Source organism: Trinickia sp. (genome assembly GCF_036503415.1).
Taxonomy (GTDB): Bacteria; Pseudomonadota; Gammaproteobacteria; order Burkholderiales; family Burkholderiaceae; genus Trinickia.
Map to the genome: position 1 here is coordinate 65,812 of NZ_DASXWY010000039.1, position 17,690 is coordinate 83,501.

Sequence of the window (17,690 nt, forward strand, 5' to 3'; positions counted from 1 at the left end):
AACGTCTTATGCAACGCCTGCTCAATGCGCTCACCCATAAACGCACGATGACCGTTTTCGGCCTGCTCGTCGTCGCGGTCATCCTCTTCGGAGGCGCGCTCTGGTTCGACATTCCGCTCGCGTGGCCCGGCGCGGCGTTCGCCGCGCTCGTGCTCATCGTGCTCGTCGTCTGGCTTTGGCGGCGCCTGGCCGCCCGGCGTGCCAACAGCAAGCTTGGCGAAATGCTCGAACAACAGGCCCAAGCCGACAAGGCCGCCGCGGTCCAGCAGCCTGCCAAGCAAGCGGAGCTCGACGTTCTGCGCACGCGGCTCGTCGATGCGGTACGCACGATCAAGACATCGAAGATCGGACAGATATCGGGCGGCTCCGCGCTTTACGAGCTGCCGTGGTACATCGTGATCGGCAATCCTGCCGCGGGCAAGAGCAGCGCCGTGCTGAACTCAGGGCTCCAGTTTCCGTTCGCCGACAAGAACGACGCGGTGATTCACGGGATCGGCGGCACGCGCAATTGCGATTGGTTCTTCACGACCGAAGGTATCCTGCTCGACACAGCCGGCCGCTATTCGGTGCACGAGGAAGACCGCACGGAATGGCTCGGCTTTCTCGGTTTGCTCAAACGCTATCGGCCCAAGGCGCCCATCAACGGGATCATCGTCACGGCGAGCATCGCGGAGCTGACGTCGAGCCGTCCCGATGCCACGATCAACCTCGCCCGCAGCTTGCGTCAGCGCGTGCAGGAATTGACGGAGAAGCTCGAGGTCTTCGCCCCGGTCTATGTCATGTTCACGAAGGCCGACCTGATCACGGGCTTCGCCGAATTCTTCGGCGGGGGCGAGCGCCATGAATATGAACGCGTCTGGGGCGCCACGCTGCCCTATGAACCCGACGAAAGACGGGACGTCGTCGCGCTGTTCGACGAGCATTTCGAGGAACTCTACGAGGGCTTGAAGGAAATCAGCATCGCTCAGATGTCGATCAATCGAGGCAACAAGCTGTCGCCCGGGCAACTGAGCTTCCCGCTCGAATTCCTCGCCATCAAGCCGGCGCTGCGCATGTTCCTCGCGACGCTGTTCGAGAACAATCCATTCCAATACAAGCCGATCCTGCGCGGCTTTTATTTCACGAGCGCACTGCAAGAGGGGCAGACGAACAGCGCCGCGGCGCTTCGCATCGGCACGCGCTTCGGCCTGGCGACCGACAATCTTCCCGCGCCGCAGGCGCCCTCCTCGCAAAACGGCTTTTTCCTGCGCGATCTGTTCTCGAAGGTGATCTTCGCCGATCGTCAGACCGTGCGACAGTTCGCGAGCCCAGCCAAGACACGGCTGCGCTACGGCACGTTCTTCACGTTCGTCGCTGTACTGGCACTGGCGCTCGGCGGCTGGACGTGGTCCACGATCGGCAATCAGCAGCTCGTCGCAAACGTGCAAGCCGATCTCGACAACGTCGTTCGCATTCAGCAAGGCCACAACGACCTGCAATCGCGCCTGCAGGCAATGGACATTCTCGAAGACCGCATCGATCAACTCGAACAGTTCCGCCGCGATCGGCCGCTCTCCGTCTCGCTCGGCCTGTATCAGGGCGATCGCATCGAGCAGCGCTTGCTCGCCGAGTACTACCGCGGCGCAAGGCAATTGATGCTCGATCCGGTCTCGCAGAACCTTGCATCGTTCCTGCGCGACGTCAATGCGCATCCCGATCAGCTGACACCGCTCACGCGCCCCCCCGAATCGGGCGCCGTGACCGTTTCCGCGCGCAGCGGCACGTCGGCGCTGAGTCAGCAAAGTGCGCAAGGCGGGCTTTACAGCGATGCCTCACCGACCAACGTCGAAGATGCCTATAACGCACTCAAGACCTACCTGATGCTGTCGGACAAGCGCCATGTCGAGGCGGCTCATCTGACCGATCAGCTCGCGCGTTTCTGGCGGGGTTGGCTCGAGACGAATCGCGGCAACATGCCGCGCGGCGACATGATCAGGAGTGCCGAACGCATGATCACGTTCTATCTCTCGCGTGTATCCGACGACGACTGGCCGATGATCGACGCCAATCTTTCGCTCGTCGATCAGACGCGCGAGAATCTGCGCCACGTCGTGCGCGGCATGCCGGCGCGTCAGCGCGTGTACGAGGAAATCAAGGCGCGCGCTTCGACACGGTTCGCGCCGATGACGGTGGCGCGCATCGTCGGCGACAACAACGCCAATCTCGTCGCCGGCAGTTATGCGATTCCGGGCACGTTCACGCGCGATGCCTGGTTCCAGTACGTGCAGCCCGCCATTCGCGATGCCGCCACGAAAGAGCTGCAGGCCAAGGACTGGGTGCTCAACACCGCGTCGCAGGACGACCTCACGCTCGAGGGCAGCCCCGAACAAATCCAGAAAGCGCTGGTCGGCATGTACAAGACCGACTATGCGCAGCACTGGCAGCGCTTCATGCAGGGTATCGCCATTCAGGACTTCGGCAGCTTCGATCAGGCCGTCGCATCCATGAACCGTCTCGGCGACCCCCAAGATTCGCCGATCCGCAAAATCTTCGAGACGGCGTACGACCAGACCGCCTGGGACAATCCTGCACTCGCTTCCACTACGCTGCAGCGTGCGCAAAAGGGCGTGAGCGGCTGGTTCAAGCGGATGTTCTCGTCACGCGAGCAGGCGGCGCAAAACGCCGGCATCGACATCGATCCGGGCGCGCTCGCGCCGGCGACGATGGGCCCGGTGGGCACGGCATTCACCGGCCTTGCGCGCATCGTCGCCAAGCAGGGAGACAACTCCTTGCTTCGAGGCTACATGGAGACGCTCTCGAAGGTGCGCACACGCTTCAATCTGCTCAAGAATCAGGGCGACCCCGGCCCCGGCGCGCGCGAGCTGATGCAGCAAACGCTCGAAGGCAACGGCTCGGAGCTTGCCGATTCGCTGAAGTTCGTCGACGAGCAGATGCTCACCGGTCTGACCGACGATCAACGCAAGGCGCTGCGTCCGCTACTCGTGCGGCCACTGATGCAGGCGTTCGCCGTCGTGATCGGGCCCGCCGGGGACGAAGTGAACAAGGTGTGGAACGCACAGGTGCTCCAGCCGTTCCAGACATCGCTTGCGAACAAGTATCCGTTCATGGCCAATGCGAAGGTCGAGGCCGGTGCCGGCGAAATCGCGCAGGTGTTCGGCCCGGACGGCGCCGTTTCGAAGTTTGTCGGGACCACGCTGGGGCCGCTCGCGGTCAGGCGCGGCGATACGCTGAGCCCGCGCACGTGGGGCGGCATGGGCGTCGCATTCACGCCCGACTTCTCGAGCGGGTTCGCACGCTGGGTCGCTCCGCTTTCGGGCGCGGCGGCAGGCGGGGCGCAAGCGACGGCGGAGCCGCAAACCGTCTTCCAGATCCTGCCTCAGCCCGGTGCAAAGACGACCGAATACACGCTGACGATCGACGGCCAGCAACTGCGTTACCGCAATACGCCCGCACAGTGGGCCAACTTCGTATGGCCCAACCCGCAGGGCGCTGCCGGTGCCACGCTCACGGCGACGACGTTCGATGGCCGCACGATTCAGCTCGTCAACGAACCCGGGCGCTACGGGCTCGAGAAGCTGATCAATTCGGCACAACGCAAGCGCAATGCCGATGGCACGTTCGACCTGTCGTGGACGCAAGGCGATGTGACCGTCGCCTTCAGCATGCGCATCGTCAGTACGTCGCAACCGCAAGCCGGCAGCGGCGATGCGCCCCAGCAACAGAGCTTGCGCGGTACACGGCTGCCTGCGAGCGTCGTCGACGTCGCGGCAGCCCGTGCGAATGCCGCGGCCGCAAGCGGCTCGACGCCGGCAACGGCACTCGCTTCGGGCGTGACGACGGCCGCCGCTTCGGGCGCTGCCACTTCCGGTGCGACGCCGGGCATCGACTCGCCACGCACCGTATCGACCAATCCGGCCGCCCCCCCTACCGCGGCCACGAACCCGGGAGCCGCGCAATGACGCAATCGGTCCAGGCGCAATTGGCCTATTTCGGCAAAATTCCCTCGCGCGGCGATTTCGTCAAAAGCACGAACAATGCGCAGCTCCTGCAAACGCTGGACCGCTGGATTGCGCAAGCGATGGAGCTGCTTGCCGAAGATCCGCGTTGGAAGATCGTCTACGAGAACGCCCCGCCGATGAACTTCGCGTTCCTCGGTTCGCAAAGCAAGCTTGCCATCGCCGGTCACATGGTGGCGAGCCACGATGTCTCGTCGCGGCGCTTTCCGCTGGTCGCGGCAACCGCCCTCGAGGTCGAGCGCCCGCTCGCCTTCCTCGCGCGCAGTCCGCTCGCATTCGCGCGGCTCTGGTCGCGCGCCGCGGCTCAGATGCGAGAGCTTTACGAGTGCACCGAGCCGAGCGCCGCGCTGCAGGCATTGGGCGACACCCAGGTCTCGATCGACGCCGGACAATCGAATTCGCACGACGGCACGTTTTCGGATTTCGTCGAGCATCAAACCTTGGCCGGGCTCGAGCAGATGTTGCTCGCCAGCGGCCATCCGGTACGACTGCGCGGCGCGATGCACGCACTCGGCTCGCTCCTCAAGCCCGTGATGCAAAGCAAATCCCGGCATCTCGAGCGCGGACTCACCTTGCCGTTGCCGAACGACACGTTCTACCGAAGCCTGGTTGCGGCGTTCTGGCTTGAACTCGTCGCACCGTTTCTCTCGCAAGCCGATTTCGAGGTCGCGGTGTTCATCGGTACCATTGCCGAACGCGAGCGTCTCGTCATCGGCTTCAACGGCGCATCCGCAAAAACGCTTCATAGCGTCATCGATCCGCAGGCTTATGCGACACATAACATCGATATTGACGATCCCGAATGGGTCGACGAACACGCACAAAACGAACCGGGCATCAGCAAGCTCGTCAGCTATCTGGAGCAACCTCAGCTCTCGCTGCGTATCGCCATCGATACGTTCAGAGAAGCATTCATCGGGGCGTAAGACGATGGTTGCAATGCTTCCTCGCGTGCTGACGCGCATAGCGGCCGTTACCGCATTCGCCGGGGCGGCCGGTTTGACAGCCGGCGCCGCATTCGCCGATACAGCGGGGCCCGTCAATGTTTCTCCGGTCGACAACAGCGGTATCGGCATCCGCTCGACTCCGATAGCGCCGACGCAGCCGTCCGGCCAGGCCGCGCAGGCTGGGCAGCAGCCTGGCGCGGCCAACACCGCGACACGCGTTCCGCCGCCGGTCAACGCGACACCGGGACAAGTCGTCGCCAGCGGCAAGGTACCCGACGAATCGACGCGCGCGGCCGTGCTGCAGCGCCTGCGCGACACGTACGGCGCCGCAAACGTCGTCGATCAGATCGAGGTGGGCAATGTCGATACGCCGCCGAACTGGGCTGCCAATGTCCAAAAGCTCATCGGTCCGCAGTTGAAGCAGATCAGCAAAGGGCAGTTGAAGATCGATGGGACGCAGATCGACGTCAAGGGCGAGGTCGGCAACGAGGCGCAGCGCCAGCAGATCGCCAGCGATATGGCCAATGCGCTCAATCCCACGTACACGATCAAGAACGGCTTGCGCGTCAGCGCTTCGGAGCAAGGTGTGCTCGATAGCACGCTGGCGAACCGCACGATCGAGTTCGAGACCGGAAGCGCGATGCTGACGCCGCAGGGGCGTTCGATCCTCGATCAGATGGCCGCGGCGCTCGCCAGGCTGTCCGGCAAAACGGTGGAAATCATCGGGCACACGGACAACTCGGGCAATCGCGCCTCGAATATCACATTGAGTCAGGCCCGGGCGGACGCGGTCAAAGGCTATCTCGTGACGAAGGGTATCGCGCCGCAATCGATGACGACGATGGGCGTCGGGCCCGATCAACCGATTGCGTCGAACGATACCAGCGATGGACGCGCGCGTAATCGGCGAATCGAGTTTCGTGTCGGGAAGTAAGTCGGGCCACGTATCGATGCATACCGCATCCGGCGCGAAGGCTCATTGCGCGTCCGGCTTCACCCCGAGCAGCTCGCGCAAATGCGCGAGCGATCCGTCGTCTTTCACCACGGCAGCCAACCATTGATGCAGCGGCATATCGGCCCATTCCGCGGCCTTGTCCGCCAAATAGGCCGCCGGGCTATGCGGCTCCGTTGCCCGTAAGAACTGGGCAACGGCACGCAATTGCGCCACCGCATCGGCACGGTTTTGAATCACGCCCGAATGCCGGGCTTGCGGCGTCGAAACCATTGGCGTTCCTTGCGAAAGCGGCGTCTTGAATGTCGGCTCGGCGCGCTCGACGCTCGGTGCCGATGGCGACTGAGCGGGGCTGCCCGAAGGCACTTCGACGCTCACGCCAACGTCGCGCGCGAATCGCTCCGCCAGCCCGTGGACGAAAGCGTAGGAATCCTTGACTTGCCGAAAGCTCGGGGCCGCCTCTTGCGCACGTGTCTCGAGTTCTTGTTCGAGCGCGAGCATCGCCGCCTCGAACGCCTTCAGATCGGCCAACAATGCGCGATAAAACGGCACCGGCGTCGCGCGCTTCGCCGCATCGATCTGCTCGAAGGAGGGTTTGCCGCGCGCAATGTCGTCGGCGTGATCGGGGTCGCGCTTGATCGCCTGCGCGACATTCGATGCGACCTCCCAATCGATGGCGGTAAAGCCGGCGCTCGATGTCTGCGTCAACGGCATTTCGCGCAGCAGTTGCGCAGTGCGAGCCACGAGCCAGGTCACGTTGCCGAGCCGGTACTCGGTGTCCTCCCCTTCGGCCAGCGGATGCACCTTGTCCCAGTACTGAGCGCAAAGCCCGCTCAGCAACGTGTAGCCCTGCGTCAAACCCGATATCCCTTGCTTGATCGCAAGCGCCTCGGTCAGCCACGCGGCCACGCGCAGATCTTTCGTCCGCTTGCTCAGCAGCTCGGTGCACCGTTCGATCACGAGGCTCCAGTTGGCCTCCTTGATCTCGGTCACCCACTCGCCCTGGTCGAGCGATGGATCGTCGAAACGGCGCGCATGCTGAATTTCGTCAAAATCGTTCGAAAACAACATATCCTCGCCGCATGTCGATGCGCCGTCCAACGGCGCCAAAAGCGGTGCAAGATCGATTGCCATCTCATGCCACCTTGTATTCGAATTCGCCGTCCTCGCCGGCACGCACGGCGATCCTCTCCATCCGGTCCCCTTGCGCCACCCGTCCCAGTACCTGCTGCGCCAATTCGGGCAGCAGCGTACCGTTCAGAATATGGTCGACGTTGCGCGCGCCCGAGTCGACTTCGGTGCAACGCGCCAGCACCGCATCGACGAGCGACTCGTCCCACGAAAACTGTGCGCGGTGATTGGCGGCAATCCGATCGCGAATACGCCCGAGCTTCAGTTCGATGATTTCGGCGAGAACGTCATCGGAAATGGGGTAATATGGAATCACCTTGACGCGTCCGAGAAAGGCCGGCTTGAACGTTTTGTAAAGTTGCGGGCGCAACATCTCCGAGAGCGCGTCGGCATCGGGCAACTCTTCGGCCTGCTTGTTCAGGCACGCCTGCATCACGGCCGAAGATCCGACGTTCGACGTCAGGATGATCAGCGCATGCCGGAAGTCGATTTCGCGCCCTTCGGCATCGTCGAGCGTTCCCTTGTCGAACACCTGAAAGAACATCTCGAGCACATCGGGATGCGCCTTTTCGATCTCGTCGAGCAGTACCACGGAATAGGGATTGCGCCGCACCGCTTCCGTCAGTACGCCGCCCTCGCCATAGCCGACGTATCCGGGCGGCGACCCTTTGAGCCCCGATACGCTATGCGCCTCCTGATACTCGCTCATATTGATGGTGATGAGCTTGCGCTCGCCACCGTAAAGAATATCGGCGAGCGCCAGCGCCGTCTCGGTCTTGCCCACGCCCGAAGGTCCGACGAACAGAAATACGCCGCGCGGCTTATTCGGGTCTTCCAGATTCGCGCTGGCTGTGCGCACGCGCTGCGCAATCGCTTCTAGCGCATGGTCCTGTCCGATGACGCGCGCGGCGAGCAGATCCTTCAGACCGAGCACGGTGCGAAGCTCGTCCTTCACCATGCGTCCGAGCGGAATGCCCGTCCACGAAGCGACGATCTCCGCGACGACATGGCCGTCGACCTGCAACGGCACCATGGGCCTCGATTGCTGGATCGCCTGCAACGACGACATCTGCTCGGCGAGCGCCGCGCGGGCGGCATCGGCCTCGTCGGCGCTCGCCGTCTCGAGCGCCGCACGCAACTCGCCGATACGCGTCACGAGCGCGCGCTCCTGCTCATAACGCGCTTCGTCGGCCGCAAGCGTTTCGACGTCGGTCGCACGCGCAGCGCGCAGCTCGGCAAGCCGCTCTTCATGCCCGGCTCCAGCCGAACCGCCTGCGACCTCGCGTTCGAGCGAAGCGATCTCCGCATCGATACGCTCGATCCGTTTGCGCGCATCGTCGATCGCGGCGGGTGTCGAACCGTGCGCGAGCGCGACCTTTGCGCAGGCGGTATCGAGCACGCCGATGGCCTTGTCGGGCAATTGACGCGCCGTGATATACCGGTGCGAAAGACGCACGGCCTCGGTGATGGCCTCATCGAGAATGCGCACATTGAAGTGCGCTTCCATGCGCGGCGCCAACCCGCGCACCATGGCGGCCGCCAAAGCCTCGCCGGGCTCGTCGATCTTCACCACCTGAAAACGCCGCGCAAGCGCGACGTCCTTCTCGAAGTACTTGCGATACTCGCTCCAGGTCGTGGCGGCGACCGTGCGAAGCTCTCCGCGCGCGAGCGCGGGCTTCAGCAAATTCGCCGCATCGTTTTGCCCCGCTTGTCCGCCCGCGCCGATGATCGTGTGGGCTTCGTCAATAAAAAGAACGATCGGCACGACGCTCTTCTTCACTTCGTCGATGACGTTTTTCAAACGATTTTCGAACTCGCCTTTGACACTGGCGCCGGCCTGCAGCAACCCCATGTCCAGCACATGCAGCGCCACGCCTTTCAGCGGCTCGGGCACGTCGTCGGCCGCGATGCGCAGTGCGAGCCCCTCGACGACCGCCGTCTTGCCCACGCCGGCCTCCCCGGTCAGGATGGGGTTGTTCTGACGGCGCCGCATCAGGATGTCGATGGTCTGCCGGATCTCGGCTTCGCGCCCGATGACGGGATCGATCTTGCCTTCCCGCGCACGTTGCGTGAGATTCGTCGTATAGGTATCGAGCGCGGGCGTCTTCGATGCCCCGGGCACGGCTAGACCGGGTATCGCGCCGTCCGCCTCGCCCGAGCCATCCGTGCCTCGGCTCGCGCGCACCGGCACCGCCTCAGCCTCGTGCGATCCCGCCGTGATCTCGTCGAATTTGTGCTTCAGCGCTTCGATGGGCACCTCGGCGAAAACGGCCGACATCCGCTGTGCAAACTGCGCCAGATCGGGTGCACCGAGCAGCGCGAGCAGCAGGTGCCCCGAGCGGATGCGCGCCGCATGCGAATCGAGCGACGCAATCAACCACGCCTGCTCGAAAAGCGCGATCAGATGCGGCGAAAACACCGGTGTGCGCGTGTTGCCGGTTTTCAGGCGCCCGAGCTCGCGCTCGAGGTCGCGGCGCAATGTGTCGGCGCTCAGCCTGTTCGTGCGCAGCACGATCCCGAGATCGCTCGAGGTATCGTCGAGCAGAGCGAGAAACAAATGTTCGAGGTCGACCTCATAGTGACCGCGGGCGAGGCACAGGCTCGCGGCACGCGTGGCCGCATCGAGGCACAGTGCGTCGAGCTTGGCAATGAGGGTCTTCAGAGGCGTGCTCATGAGTCGACAGTTCCTGTGTCTGGGAATGAATGGATGAGGTTCAGTTCGTAGCGTGCGTCGTCGCGATCGCACACCGCTTCGCGCGTGCAAAGAAAGGCATCCCAGCCCAGCCGCGCGCCTGCGCCGAGCTGGCTCGTGCCGACCTCTTCGCGCGCCAGGACGAGCCATACCTCGTACTCGAGCATGTCGCCGGCCGCAATCGAAAGCATGCGCTCGAGCGCGATGGCCGACGCAGCGCCCGGCAGAAATGCTTCGTAGTCCTTTTTATTGAGCGGGCCGACGACGAGCCGCGCGCGCATATCGCGTTGCCAGACGCGCTCTCCCGCGAGCGCGGTGGCGCCGAGCTTTGCGTTGGCCAGGCCGAGCCGCGAAAGACGTTCGGCCGGCACCTCGTACCACTTGCCGATGAACTGCTCGACCTGCACGGGCACGCGAAAGTATTCCGACAATGCACGCGCCAAATAGGCGGCGGACATCGGCCGATGCCGGATCGGCAGCGCGAAGCCGGCCAACGCTTCGTCGACGAGCGCGCCGGGACCGCGCTGCAGCGCGGCGCGCGTCGGCACATGGGTCAGTCCCGCAAGCGCCAGCAGCAGCGGGAGATAGCGTTCGTTCCGATCGAGCTCGTAATGAAACGGCAGGCGATACTTTTTCCACGCCTCGTAAAAAAGCGCCGTCGCCCGATCGGAAAACACATCGAAAAACTCGCGCGCGGCCCGGTCGCGCTGCAACTGTTCGCGAGCGGCGAGCTGCTCGGTGTAATGCAGCGGCAGCGCGCCCTGGCCACCCAACATGCCGAAGAACGACGGCGTCAGTTCGATCCGCGCGAGCGATTGGTCCGCCATCGCCGCGCGGCGCTCCTCGGGGTTCGCGAGCGCAGCGCCCGCGTGATCGTAGGAAACTGCGCGCTCGAGCTCGCTCGGCGCGAACGTCAACGACAACGTGCTGCGGAATCCGATACGTCCGGCGACGCGTTCGCCGGCGCGGCGCGACACCTGCTGCGCGAACCACACCTCGAGCACGCGCACGGCCTGGAAAAATTGAAAGCGGTACGGCTCGTCGAGGAGCCGCTCCACTACGCCAGCATCGAATCGGCGCTGCGCGGCTTGCATCGCATGATCTCCTCGCCCGTGCGCTTGGACACGGCAACCAGTTGTACGAAGCTGTTCAGACTGACGTAGAGTCCGAAAAACATATCGAGCGCGCGAATGAACGACGCGAGGCTCGTGCCGACGAAATGCGTTTCGTCGACGGTGAGGCGCACTTCGTTACCGCGCACGAACGTCGCGAACGGCTTGCCGGGCAGCCATACGACAGCAGGCCGCGCTTCGAGCGCGACGATGCCTTCGATGTGACGGATCGAAGCCGGGGTGCGCCGAAGATCGTAGAGGACGAGCAGCTCCTTCAGCGTCGATAGATCCTCGCGTAAAAGGGAGACCTCCGACAAGGCGAGATGCGAAATCAACCGCCAATGCATCGACGCGCCACGCTCGATTCGCACGCTCGGCGTGGGGCGGCACAGCATCGAGACGGGCCCGTCGAAAATCGTTCGGTCGGCGAACAAATCGCCGCCTTCGAGGCCGATCGCGAGCCGCGCGGGCAAATCGCGATTCGTGCAGGTGAGCGCGAGGCTCACCGTGCTCGTCATGGCGCGCGCGGGCGAAAAATGCGCATCGACGACGGACAGCTCGGTTTCGTAGCCCGGGCTCATCTGCGCAACCCGCGCATTGCGACGCGCAAACCAATATCGGCCGAGTTGAGACGGCTCGTCGTGATGCAGCGCGTAAAACGGCCGGAACTCCTCGACAGACTGTTCGCCGACGCACTCCTTCACCACATGAACGGCATCGATCGAATAGACCTCGTAAGCGTGCGCGTGGCGGGCGTCGGCGATGACGGGATACGAGACAGCCTCGTGGCTGATGCGAATCGGCTCGCCGCGTCGCGCGAAGAGATTGACGACGGGCGTCGCAAAGAGACGCAGATGGTGCGCCGACAGCGTTTCGACGAGTCGCGGCGCCTGCGTTTCCCCGCGCGTCTGCCTGATCGCCACATGCAGCGTCAGCCGGCGGCATGGCCCACTGGTCCGAAGCATCTCCGCCAGGCCAAAATCGATGAAATCGAATTTCTCGGGAAACGCGAAATACTCGGTCAGCAAACGGTAGGCTGGGTGCGATCTCGCCGGGTAATCGATCAGCGCCTGATCGTCGGCGAAGCCGGTCTGCTCGATCGGCATGCCCTCGAGCCGCCTCCAGGCCCCCGGCTCGGCCGCCCCTTCCGGCTCGCTCGAATCGCCCACCTCGACGTAGGCCGCCGTAGCCCGAATGAAAATGCAATCGGCCAATGCCGCGGTAAACGACTGCTCGGCGTGAAGATAGGCGCGCAACGTCGCGAGTCCCGACGCATGCAAGCCCATATCGGGCGACGTACTCTCGAACGTGAAGGACAGCACCCCCGAGACATTGCCCGGCAACACCGGGGCATTGGGGGGCAACGCGGCGAGCGGTCGATAGCGTGCCCGCGTGATGGCGACCGGCGCCAGCGTGACGTCGAATGCGGTACGGAACTGGCAGCGCACGCCCCGAACCTCGCGGCTCTCGAGCAACGTCCCGCGTGGAATCACGACCGGCGCGCGCGGAATCACGACCGGCGCGCGCAGCGCGGTCGCGGCGCTCGCGCCGAACTGAGCAATGGAGCAAGACGGAAACGGACGCAGGTAGTGCGGATAGAGCACTTCGAAAAGTGCCTCGGCAAACTCCGGATATTCGTCGTCGAGCTTCTTGTTGATTCGCGCGCCGAGCAGCGCAAACGAATCGATCATCCGCTCGACATGCGGGTCATCGCTTTGCTCGCCGCTGATGGCAAGCCTGGCCGCGATCTTCGGGTAGCGATCCGCGAACTCGCGCGAATACTGCCGCAAAAATGCCAGCTCCCGCTCGTAATAAGGCAGCAACGCTTCCATCTATATTCCCCGAGCGCGGGCGCTTCGCTCCGTTTCTTGGCCTGCCTCTAATCACTCGTACACGCGGCTGCGCGACGCATCGGTGCTGCGCCGCGAGCGGGTGACGGAGTATTGCAGCGTGGACGCCTGCAGCATGGCATCGAAGCTGACCGGCTCTTCGGCCGGGTGGACGACGAGCTTCGCCCGGATCGCGAAGTAAAGCGCATTGGTCGATTGCGCGTTCAACTCCAACGAAACCGTCACTTCGCGCAATCGCTGCTCGTGCCGCGCGATGGCGTTACGAATCGATGTGCAAATGAACCCGCGATCGGCGTGGCTTGCGAGACTCAGTCCCGCGAAGTCGTTCAACCCGTAAGTCAAGACCGAACGCTGGCATTCGACGAGTTTCTCGAGCTGTCCTTCGGTGAACACGATACGCGTGTTGAGCAGTGCCTCGACATCGCGCGCCACGCGGCTCTTGAGCTCGTCGAGCGACATCTGCCGCATCGCGGCCGGTGCCGGCGAATGCGGATCGTCGTCGAAAAGCTTGTCGAGCAAGCTCGGTTCGAATCGCTTCATCGGTACGTGCGCGCCTCGCTCTACCCTCGGAACGGCACGGGCGGATACCGGTGCGGACACCGGCATGCCGCCCGCTTCGCAACATCAGACCGCGTAGGTCTTGTCGTTCTTCGTGAGGCTCCAGGCGCCCTGCGCATTGCCGCCCTGGTTGCCGCCCACCTTCTGCTGCGTGTACTTCCACTGGACGGCGGCATACTTGAGCGAGAACGTCTCGCTCGGCAGGCCTTCGCCCACCACGCTCGGCGCAATGCTCGAAATGATCACGTACTTGAGCTTGATTTCGAGGTATTTGACGCGCTTGCCCTCGCCGTCCGCACGCATGAAGTCGATCGTGACTTCATCGAACGTCGTGCCGCCCGAAGCGTGCTGATAAAGCAGCGGACTGACGACATCGATGTCTTTCGTGAACGTCATGTCGGCATGCTCGCAGCGCTCGGCCGTATGGCCGCCTGCCGTCGACGCCGTTGCCGAGCGCGGCTGGACGATCGAATGCGCCCACGAATTCAACTCGATCCAGCCGGTGTGGTCCTTGTCGGCGGATTCGCCTTGGATGGCAGGGTTGCCGAACTTCAAAAACATATCTTTCATGGCTTCTCGACTCCCGAAGTGGCGGTTTAAAAGCGAGCCGGGCAGCGGCCCCGGCCCGTTAAATTGAAATTGGATTTAGGTGTCAGGCGCCTGCCGGCTTGGGCAGGTCCGCGACGAGCCGCAGCGAAATCGACAGCTCGTCGAGCTGAAAATGCGGACGCAGGAACGCGACCGAGCGATACGAGCCCGGCTTGCCGGGAATCTCGGCCACCTGGATCGACGCTTCGCGTAACGGAAACTGCGCCTTTTGCTCTTGCGTTGCGTTGTCGTCGAGCAGGACGTATTGCGAGATCCAGCGGTTCAGGAACGTCTCGACGTTTTGCGCCGAGGCAAAGCTGCCGATCTTGTCGCGCATCATCGCCTTCAGGTAGTGAGCGATGCGCGAGACCGAGAAAATGTATTGCAGTTGGGCGGACAGCACGGCATTCGCGTTTGCGCTGTCCGTGTTGTACTTTTTCGGCCGTTGTACCGACTGCGCCGCGAAGAACGCCGCGTAATCCGAATTCTTGCAATGCACGAGCGGAATGAACCCGAGATCGCTCAGCTCCTTTTCGCGCCGATCGGTGATCGCGATTTCGGTCGGACACTTCAGCGCGATCTCGCCGTCGTCCGTCTTGAACGTGTGCGTGGGCAGATCTTCGACGAGTCCGCCGCCTTCCACGCCGCGAATCGCGGCGCACCAGCCGAAATCGTCGAACGCGGCCGTGAGCCGTGCGGCGAAGGCCCACGCGGCGTTGCACCAGAGGTACTTGTTGTGATCGGTGCCGTCCACGTCCTCGACGAAGTTGAACGAGTCCGCAACGAGGCCGTCCTTCGGATTGAACGGCAGGCGCCCCAGGTACCGCGGCAGCGTCAGGCCGACGTAGCGCGAGTCTTCGGACTCGCGGAACGACTTCCACTTCGCGTATTCGACGGTATCGAAGACTTTGCCGAGATCGCGCGGCTTGCCGAGATCGGCAAACGATTCGAGGCCGATGATCTCGGGCGACGCCGAGGTGATGAAAGGCGCGTGGGCGGCGGCGGCGACATGCGACATCTGCTCGATGAAGTACATGTCCTCCGGCTGACGCGTGATCTCGAAGTCGCCGACCAGCGCGCCGAACGGTGCGCCGCCGAACGTGCCGAACTCTTCCTCGTAGACCTTCTTGAACAGCGCGCTCTGATCGAATTCCGACGCGTTCTTGAAGTCGCGCACGATCTCGCGCTTGGCCGCATGGAGCGCCTTGATCTTGATCGTCGAACCGGTGTTGCTCTCCTTGCACAGGTATTCGAGTCCGCGCCAGGTGCTTTCCATGCGCTGAAACTCCGGCGCATGCATCACTTCGCTCAACTGAACGGAGAGCAGGCGATCGAGCTCCGCAATGCGCGCGTCGAGCGTAGCGGACAGATTGTCCGATACGACGACGGTGCCTTCGAGCACCTGGTGCGCGAGCTCGCTGATGAGGTCTTTTGCCCGCGCATGCTCCGAATCGGATTTCGCGACTTTGCTTTTTTCGACGATCTCGTCGAGCAACGACGTTGCCGTGCTCGTTTCCGCGAGCGCCGTGCTCGCCATGGCCGTTTGCTGATTCATATCACCCCCGCTCGGGCTCACTCGCCCTGCTTGTCCTGGTCCGCGTCGTTGTCACTCTCGCGCGCCGTGCCCGTCAACGTCTGCAGCTGCTGCGTGTTGGCGAGCACTTCGCTCAACAAGGTTTCCAGCTTGTCGTTGCCGGCGAGCTTGTTGCGCAGATCGGCAAGCTTCGAGCGTGCGTCGAGCAGGCGTTGCAGCGGCTCGATCTGGTTGACGACCTCGTCCGGGCTGAAGTCGGCCATCGAGCGAAAACGCAGGTCGACCGCAAACGAACCACCCGCGTCGGTCAATCGATTCTTGACCTGAAAAGCCGCGCGCGGCTCCAGGCCTTTCATGACATCGTCAAAATTGTCGCGATCGATATTGACGAACTTGCGCTCGCGCAGCTTCGGCTGCTCGACTTCCGATTGCCCGGCCAGATCGGCAACGACACCGACGACGAACGGCAACTCCTTCACCTCGATCGCATCGCCGCGCTCGACCTCATAGGTCAGTTGCACGCGCGGCGGACGCACTTTTTGCAAGCGCTTTTGAATACTTTCTTTCTTCGCCATCGACGGCTCCCCGAAACGTTGGTTCAAACGGACCGTTCAGCGAAGCGCGCTGAAAGGATCTGCGCCGCTGCCGGCCGGCTTTGCGGCGGCGGGTTCGTCGGGCTTGGACGCCGTCGTTGCCGCGTTCGCCCCATCCGCCCCGGCTTCTTTCGCGGCCGGCGCCGGATGACGCGCGATGCGGCGGCGCTTCGCCACGGGCTTTTTCTGCACGACTTCTTCCGGGAAGAGCGTTGCCTGCCCGAGCGTGTCGCGCAGTTCGTGAGCGAGCGTCTGAGCGTCGCTCTTCGCGTCGCCCGCAAGCGCGGCGTCCTGCCTCAATTCGCCGAGCGACTGCGTGGCAATGCGCAGGCCGCTCACGGCCAGTACGCTCTTGGCCGCGCGATCGGTCGAATCGCGCTGCAAGGCTTCTTGCGCGGCGACGATCGCCTGACCGTAGTGGTTTTGATCGAACTGGATTTGAGCGATGCGCGACCACGGCTCTTCGCGTGTCGGGTCCGCCTTGGTCAACTGTTGATACAGCGCGATCGCTTTGTCCTTGTCACCGCCTTTTGCGACGGTGTCGGCATCGGCCAGCGCCTTGTTGAATGCCTCGGGTGTGGTTTGCTGAGCCGATTGCTGTGTCGCGCAGCCAGCGATAGCGGCGCATACGAGCACCGCCGCGGAAAGTTTTATAGAAAGTCGCTGTTTCATGATTTGTTGGTACCGCCTAGCGGTTTATTTAATTCGCCCGGAAACCACAGCTTTGCTTTGCGGCGAGTGCGCGCGTATAGTACCGGCCAAATTTCCATAATTCAACTTCTATCGTGTGATATAGGTCGAGTAGGAATTCTTTGAATAAGGAACGGACACGGGCGGGGAGGAAACATTTTCCGAGTCTATTTTGAGTTGATTCCGCATTAAGCAAAATTTGCCGGACGGGGCGGCGTATTAGCCACTATACAAACTTGTCCGTTTTCTAGTTTTAAAGGATTGCAGGCGCCGTTCCGGCTGCTTTTCCCACACTTTGGATGGAGCACCGGCATCGGCCGGATTAGTTCGATGAGGCCATATTTCAGACACGCCATGGCACCGCTTGCGGTCGCCTTGTCACTCTCGGGGTGCGCCGCCGGTGTGCCCATGCTCGGCGCCGCAGCGTCGGCCGCGCTCCAGGTGGCCGGCCTCGGCAAGCCCGCCGTGCCCGACTCGCAGAAACCGCCGCGCGACATTTCGCTGACGCTCGCCGCCGCGCCCAACCTGAATGCGGCCAACGACAGGCATCCGCTTGCCGTGGTCGTGCGGCTATACGTACTCAAGGATCCGACTTCATTCCAGCAGGCCGGCTTCGACGCCTTTACCGACCCCGCGAAAGAAAAAAGCGCCTTGGGCGCGGATTTGCTCGGCGTGCGCGAGGTGACGCTGATTCCGGGCCAGCGCTATCAAATGGTGGAGAAGGTTTCGCGTGAAGCGCAGGCGTTCGGTATCGTCGCGCTCTTTCGCGATCCCGCCATGCGGCGATGGAAATTCGCCTTCGATCCGGTGAAATCGGAGAAATCCGGCATAATGATCGGCCTTCACAGTTGTGCGATGACCGTCGCGAACGGCACGGTCATTCCGCCCGATCCGGGTCTGCCTATGCCTGCGTTGAATATGCTGTCAGCGGTGTCTTGCGGATGAAGGCACGCACCAATGAGCAGTCAATGCATGTTGAATGCACCTTTTATGACCGCATGCGCGGCGTTTTGACTTTCCTTGCGGA

The 17,690-nt window shown here is 63.1% G+C and carries 13 protein-coding genes; 4 read left to right on the plus strand and 9 right to left on the minus strand.

All coding sequences use genetic code 11. The annotated features are described in order from the left end of the window. Positions 1-8 precede the first annotated feature (8 nt). From tssM to VGL01_RS05975, 3 genes are read left to right on the plus strand one after another with little or no spacing between them, the layout of a single operon-like run. Positions 9-3,959, plus strand: a complete 3,951-nt coding sequence (gene tssM / locus VGL01_RS05965) for a type VI secretion system membrane subunit TssM (protein WP_331567927.1) — start codon at positions 9-11, stop codon at positions 3,957-3,959. Beyond that, on the plus strand, positions 3,956-4,942 hold the full coding sequence (gene tagF / locus VGL01_RS05970) for a type VI secretion system-associated protein TagF (protein ID WP_331567928.1): 987 nt from the start codon (positions 3,956-3,958) through the stop codon (positions 4,940-4,942). Before tssM ends, tagF begins: the two co-directional genes overlap by 4 nt. Before the next feature lie 13 nt (positions 4,943-4,955). After that, positions 4,956-5,897 carry an OmpA family protein gene (locus tag VGL01_RS05975; protein WP_331567929.1) on the plus strand — a complete coding sequence of 314 codons (942 nt, stop codon included), beginning with the start codon at positions 4,956-4,958 and terminating at the stop codon, positions 5,895-5,897. Between the two features lie 42 nt (positions 5,898-5,939). Here the strand turns inward: VGL01_RS05975 and tssA are convergent, their stop codons facing one another. The 9 genes from tssA to VGL01_RS06020 form a co-directional block, all read right to left on the minus strand. Continuing rightward, positions 5,940-7,049, minus strand: coding sequence for a type VI secretion system protein TssA (gene tssA / locus VGL01_RS05980; RefSeq protein WP_331567930.1), 1,110 nt, complete (start codon positions 7,047-7,049; stop codon positions 5,940-5,942). Between the two features lies 1 nt (position 7,050). Further along, a complete protein-coding gene (gene tssH / locus VGL01_RS05985; RefSeq protein WP_331567931.1) occupies positions 7,051-9,720 on the minus strand; it encodes a type VI secretion system ATPase TssH in 2,670 nt (889 codons plus the stop codon). Next, a complete protein-coding gene (gene tssG, locus VGL01_RS05990; protein ID WP_331567932.1) occupies positions 9,717-10,832 on the minus strand; it encodes a type VI secretion system baseplate subunit TssG in 1,116 nt (371 codons plus the stop codon). The genes tssH and tssG overlap by 4 nt, the downstream gene beginning before the upstream one ends. Continuing rightward, positions 10,796-12,682 (minus strand): type VI secretion system baseplate subunit TssF, encoded by a 1,887-nt coding sequence (tssF, locus tag VGL01_RS05995; protein ID WP_331567933.1) that lies wholly within the window; start codon positions 12,680-12,682, stop codon positions 10,796-10,798. The genes tssG and tssF overlap by 37 nt, the downstream gene beginning before the upstream one ends. Before the next feature lie 51 nt (positions 12,683-12,733). Then, entirely contained in the window at positions 12,734-13,240 is a 507-nt protein-coding gene (tssE, locus tag VGL01_RS06000) for a type VI secretion system baseplate subunit TssE (RefSeq protein ID WP_331567934.1), read from the minus strand. A gap of 84 nt (positions 13,241-13,324) precedes the next feature. Next, the gene (locus VGL01_RS06005; protein ID WP_331567935.1) at positions 13,325-13,828 is read right to left on the minus strand and encodes a type VI secretion system tube protein Hcp; all 504 of its coding nucleotides are present in this window, start codon (positions 13,826-13,828) and stop codon (positions 13,325-13,327) included. Between the two features lie 82 nt (positions 13,829-13,910). Then, positions 13,911-15,401: a type VI secretion system contractile sheath large subunit gene (gene tssC, locus VGL01_RS06010; protein WP_331567936.1), complete on the minus strand. Its 1,491-nt coding sequence runs from the start codon at positions 15,399-15,401 to the stop codon at positions 13,911-13,913. 17 nt (positions 15,402-15,418) lie between these two features. Beyond that, a complete protein-coding gene (gene tssB, locus VGL01_RS06015) occupies positions 15,419-15,955 on the minus strand; it encodes a type VI secretion system contractile sheath small subunit (protein WP_331567937.1) in 537 nt (178 codons plus the stop codon). A 36-nt stretch (positions 15,956-15,991) separates the two neighbouring features. After that, positions 15,992-16,645, minus strand: coding sequence for a tetratricopeptide repeat protein (locus VGL01_RS06020; RefSeq protein ID WP_331567938.1), 654 nt, complete (start codon positions 16,643-16,645; stop codon positions 15,992-15,994). 348 nt (positions 16,646-16,993) lie between these two features. On the opposite strand from VGL01_RS06020, the gene tssJ reads away from it, so the two are divergent. Further along, the gene (tssJ, locus tag VGL01_RS06025) at positions 16,994-17,608 is read left to right on the plus strand and encodes a type VI secretion system lipoprotein TssJ (RefSeq protein WP_331567939.1); all 615 of its coding nucleotides are present in this window, start codon (positions 16,994-16,996) and stop codon (positions 17,606-17,608) included. The last annotated feature ends 82 nt before the right edge of the window (positions 17,609-17,690 follow it).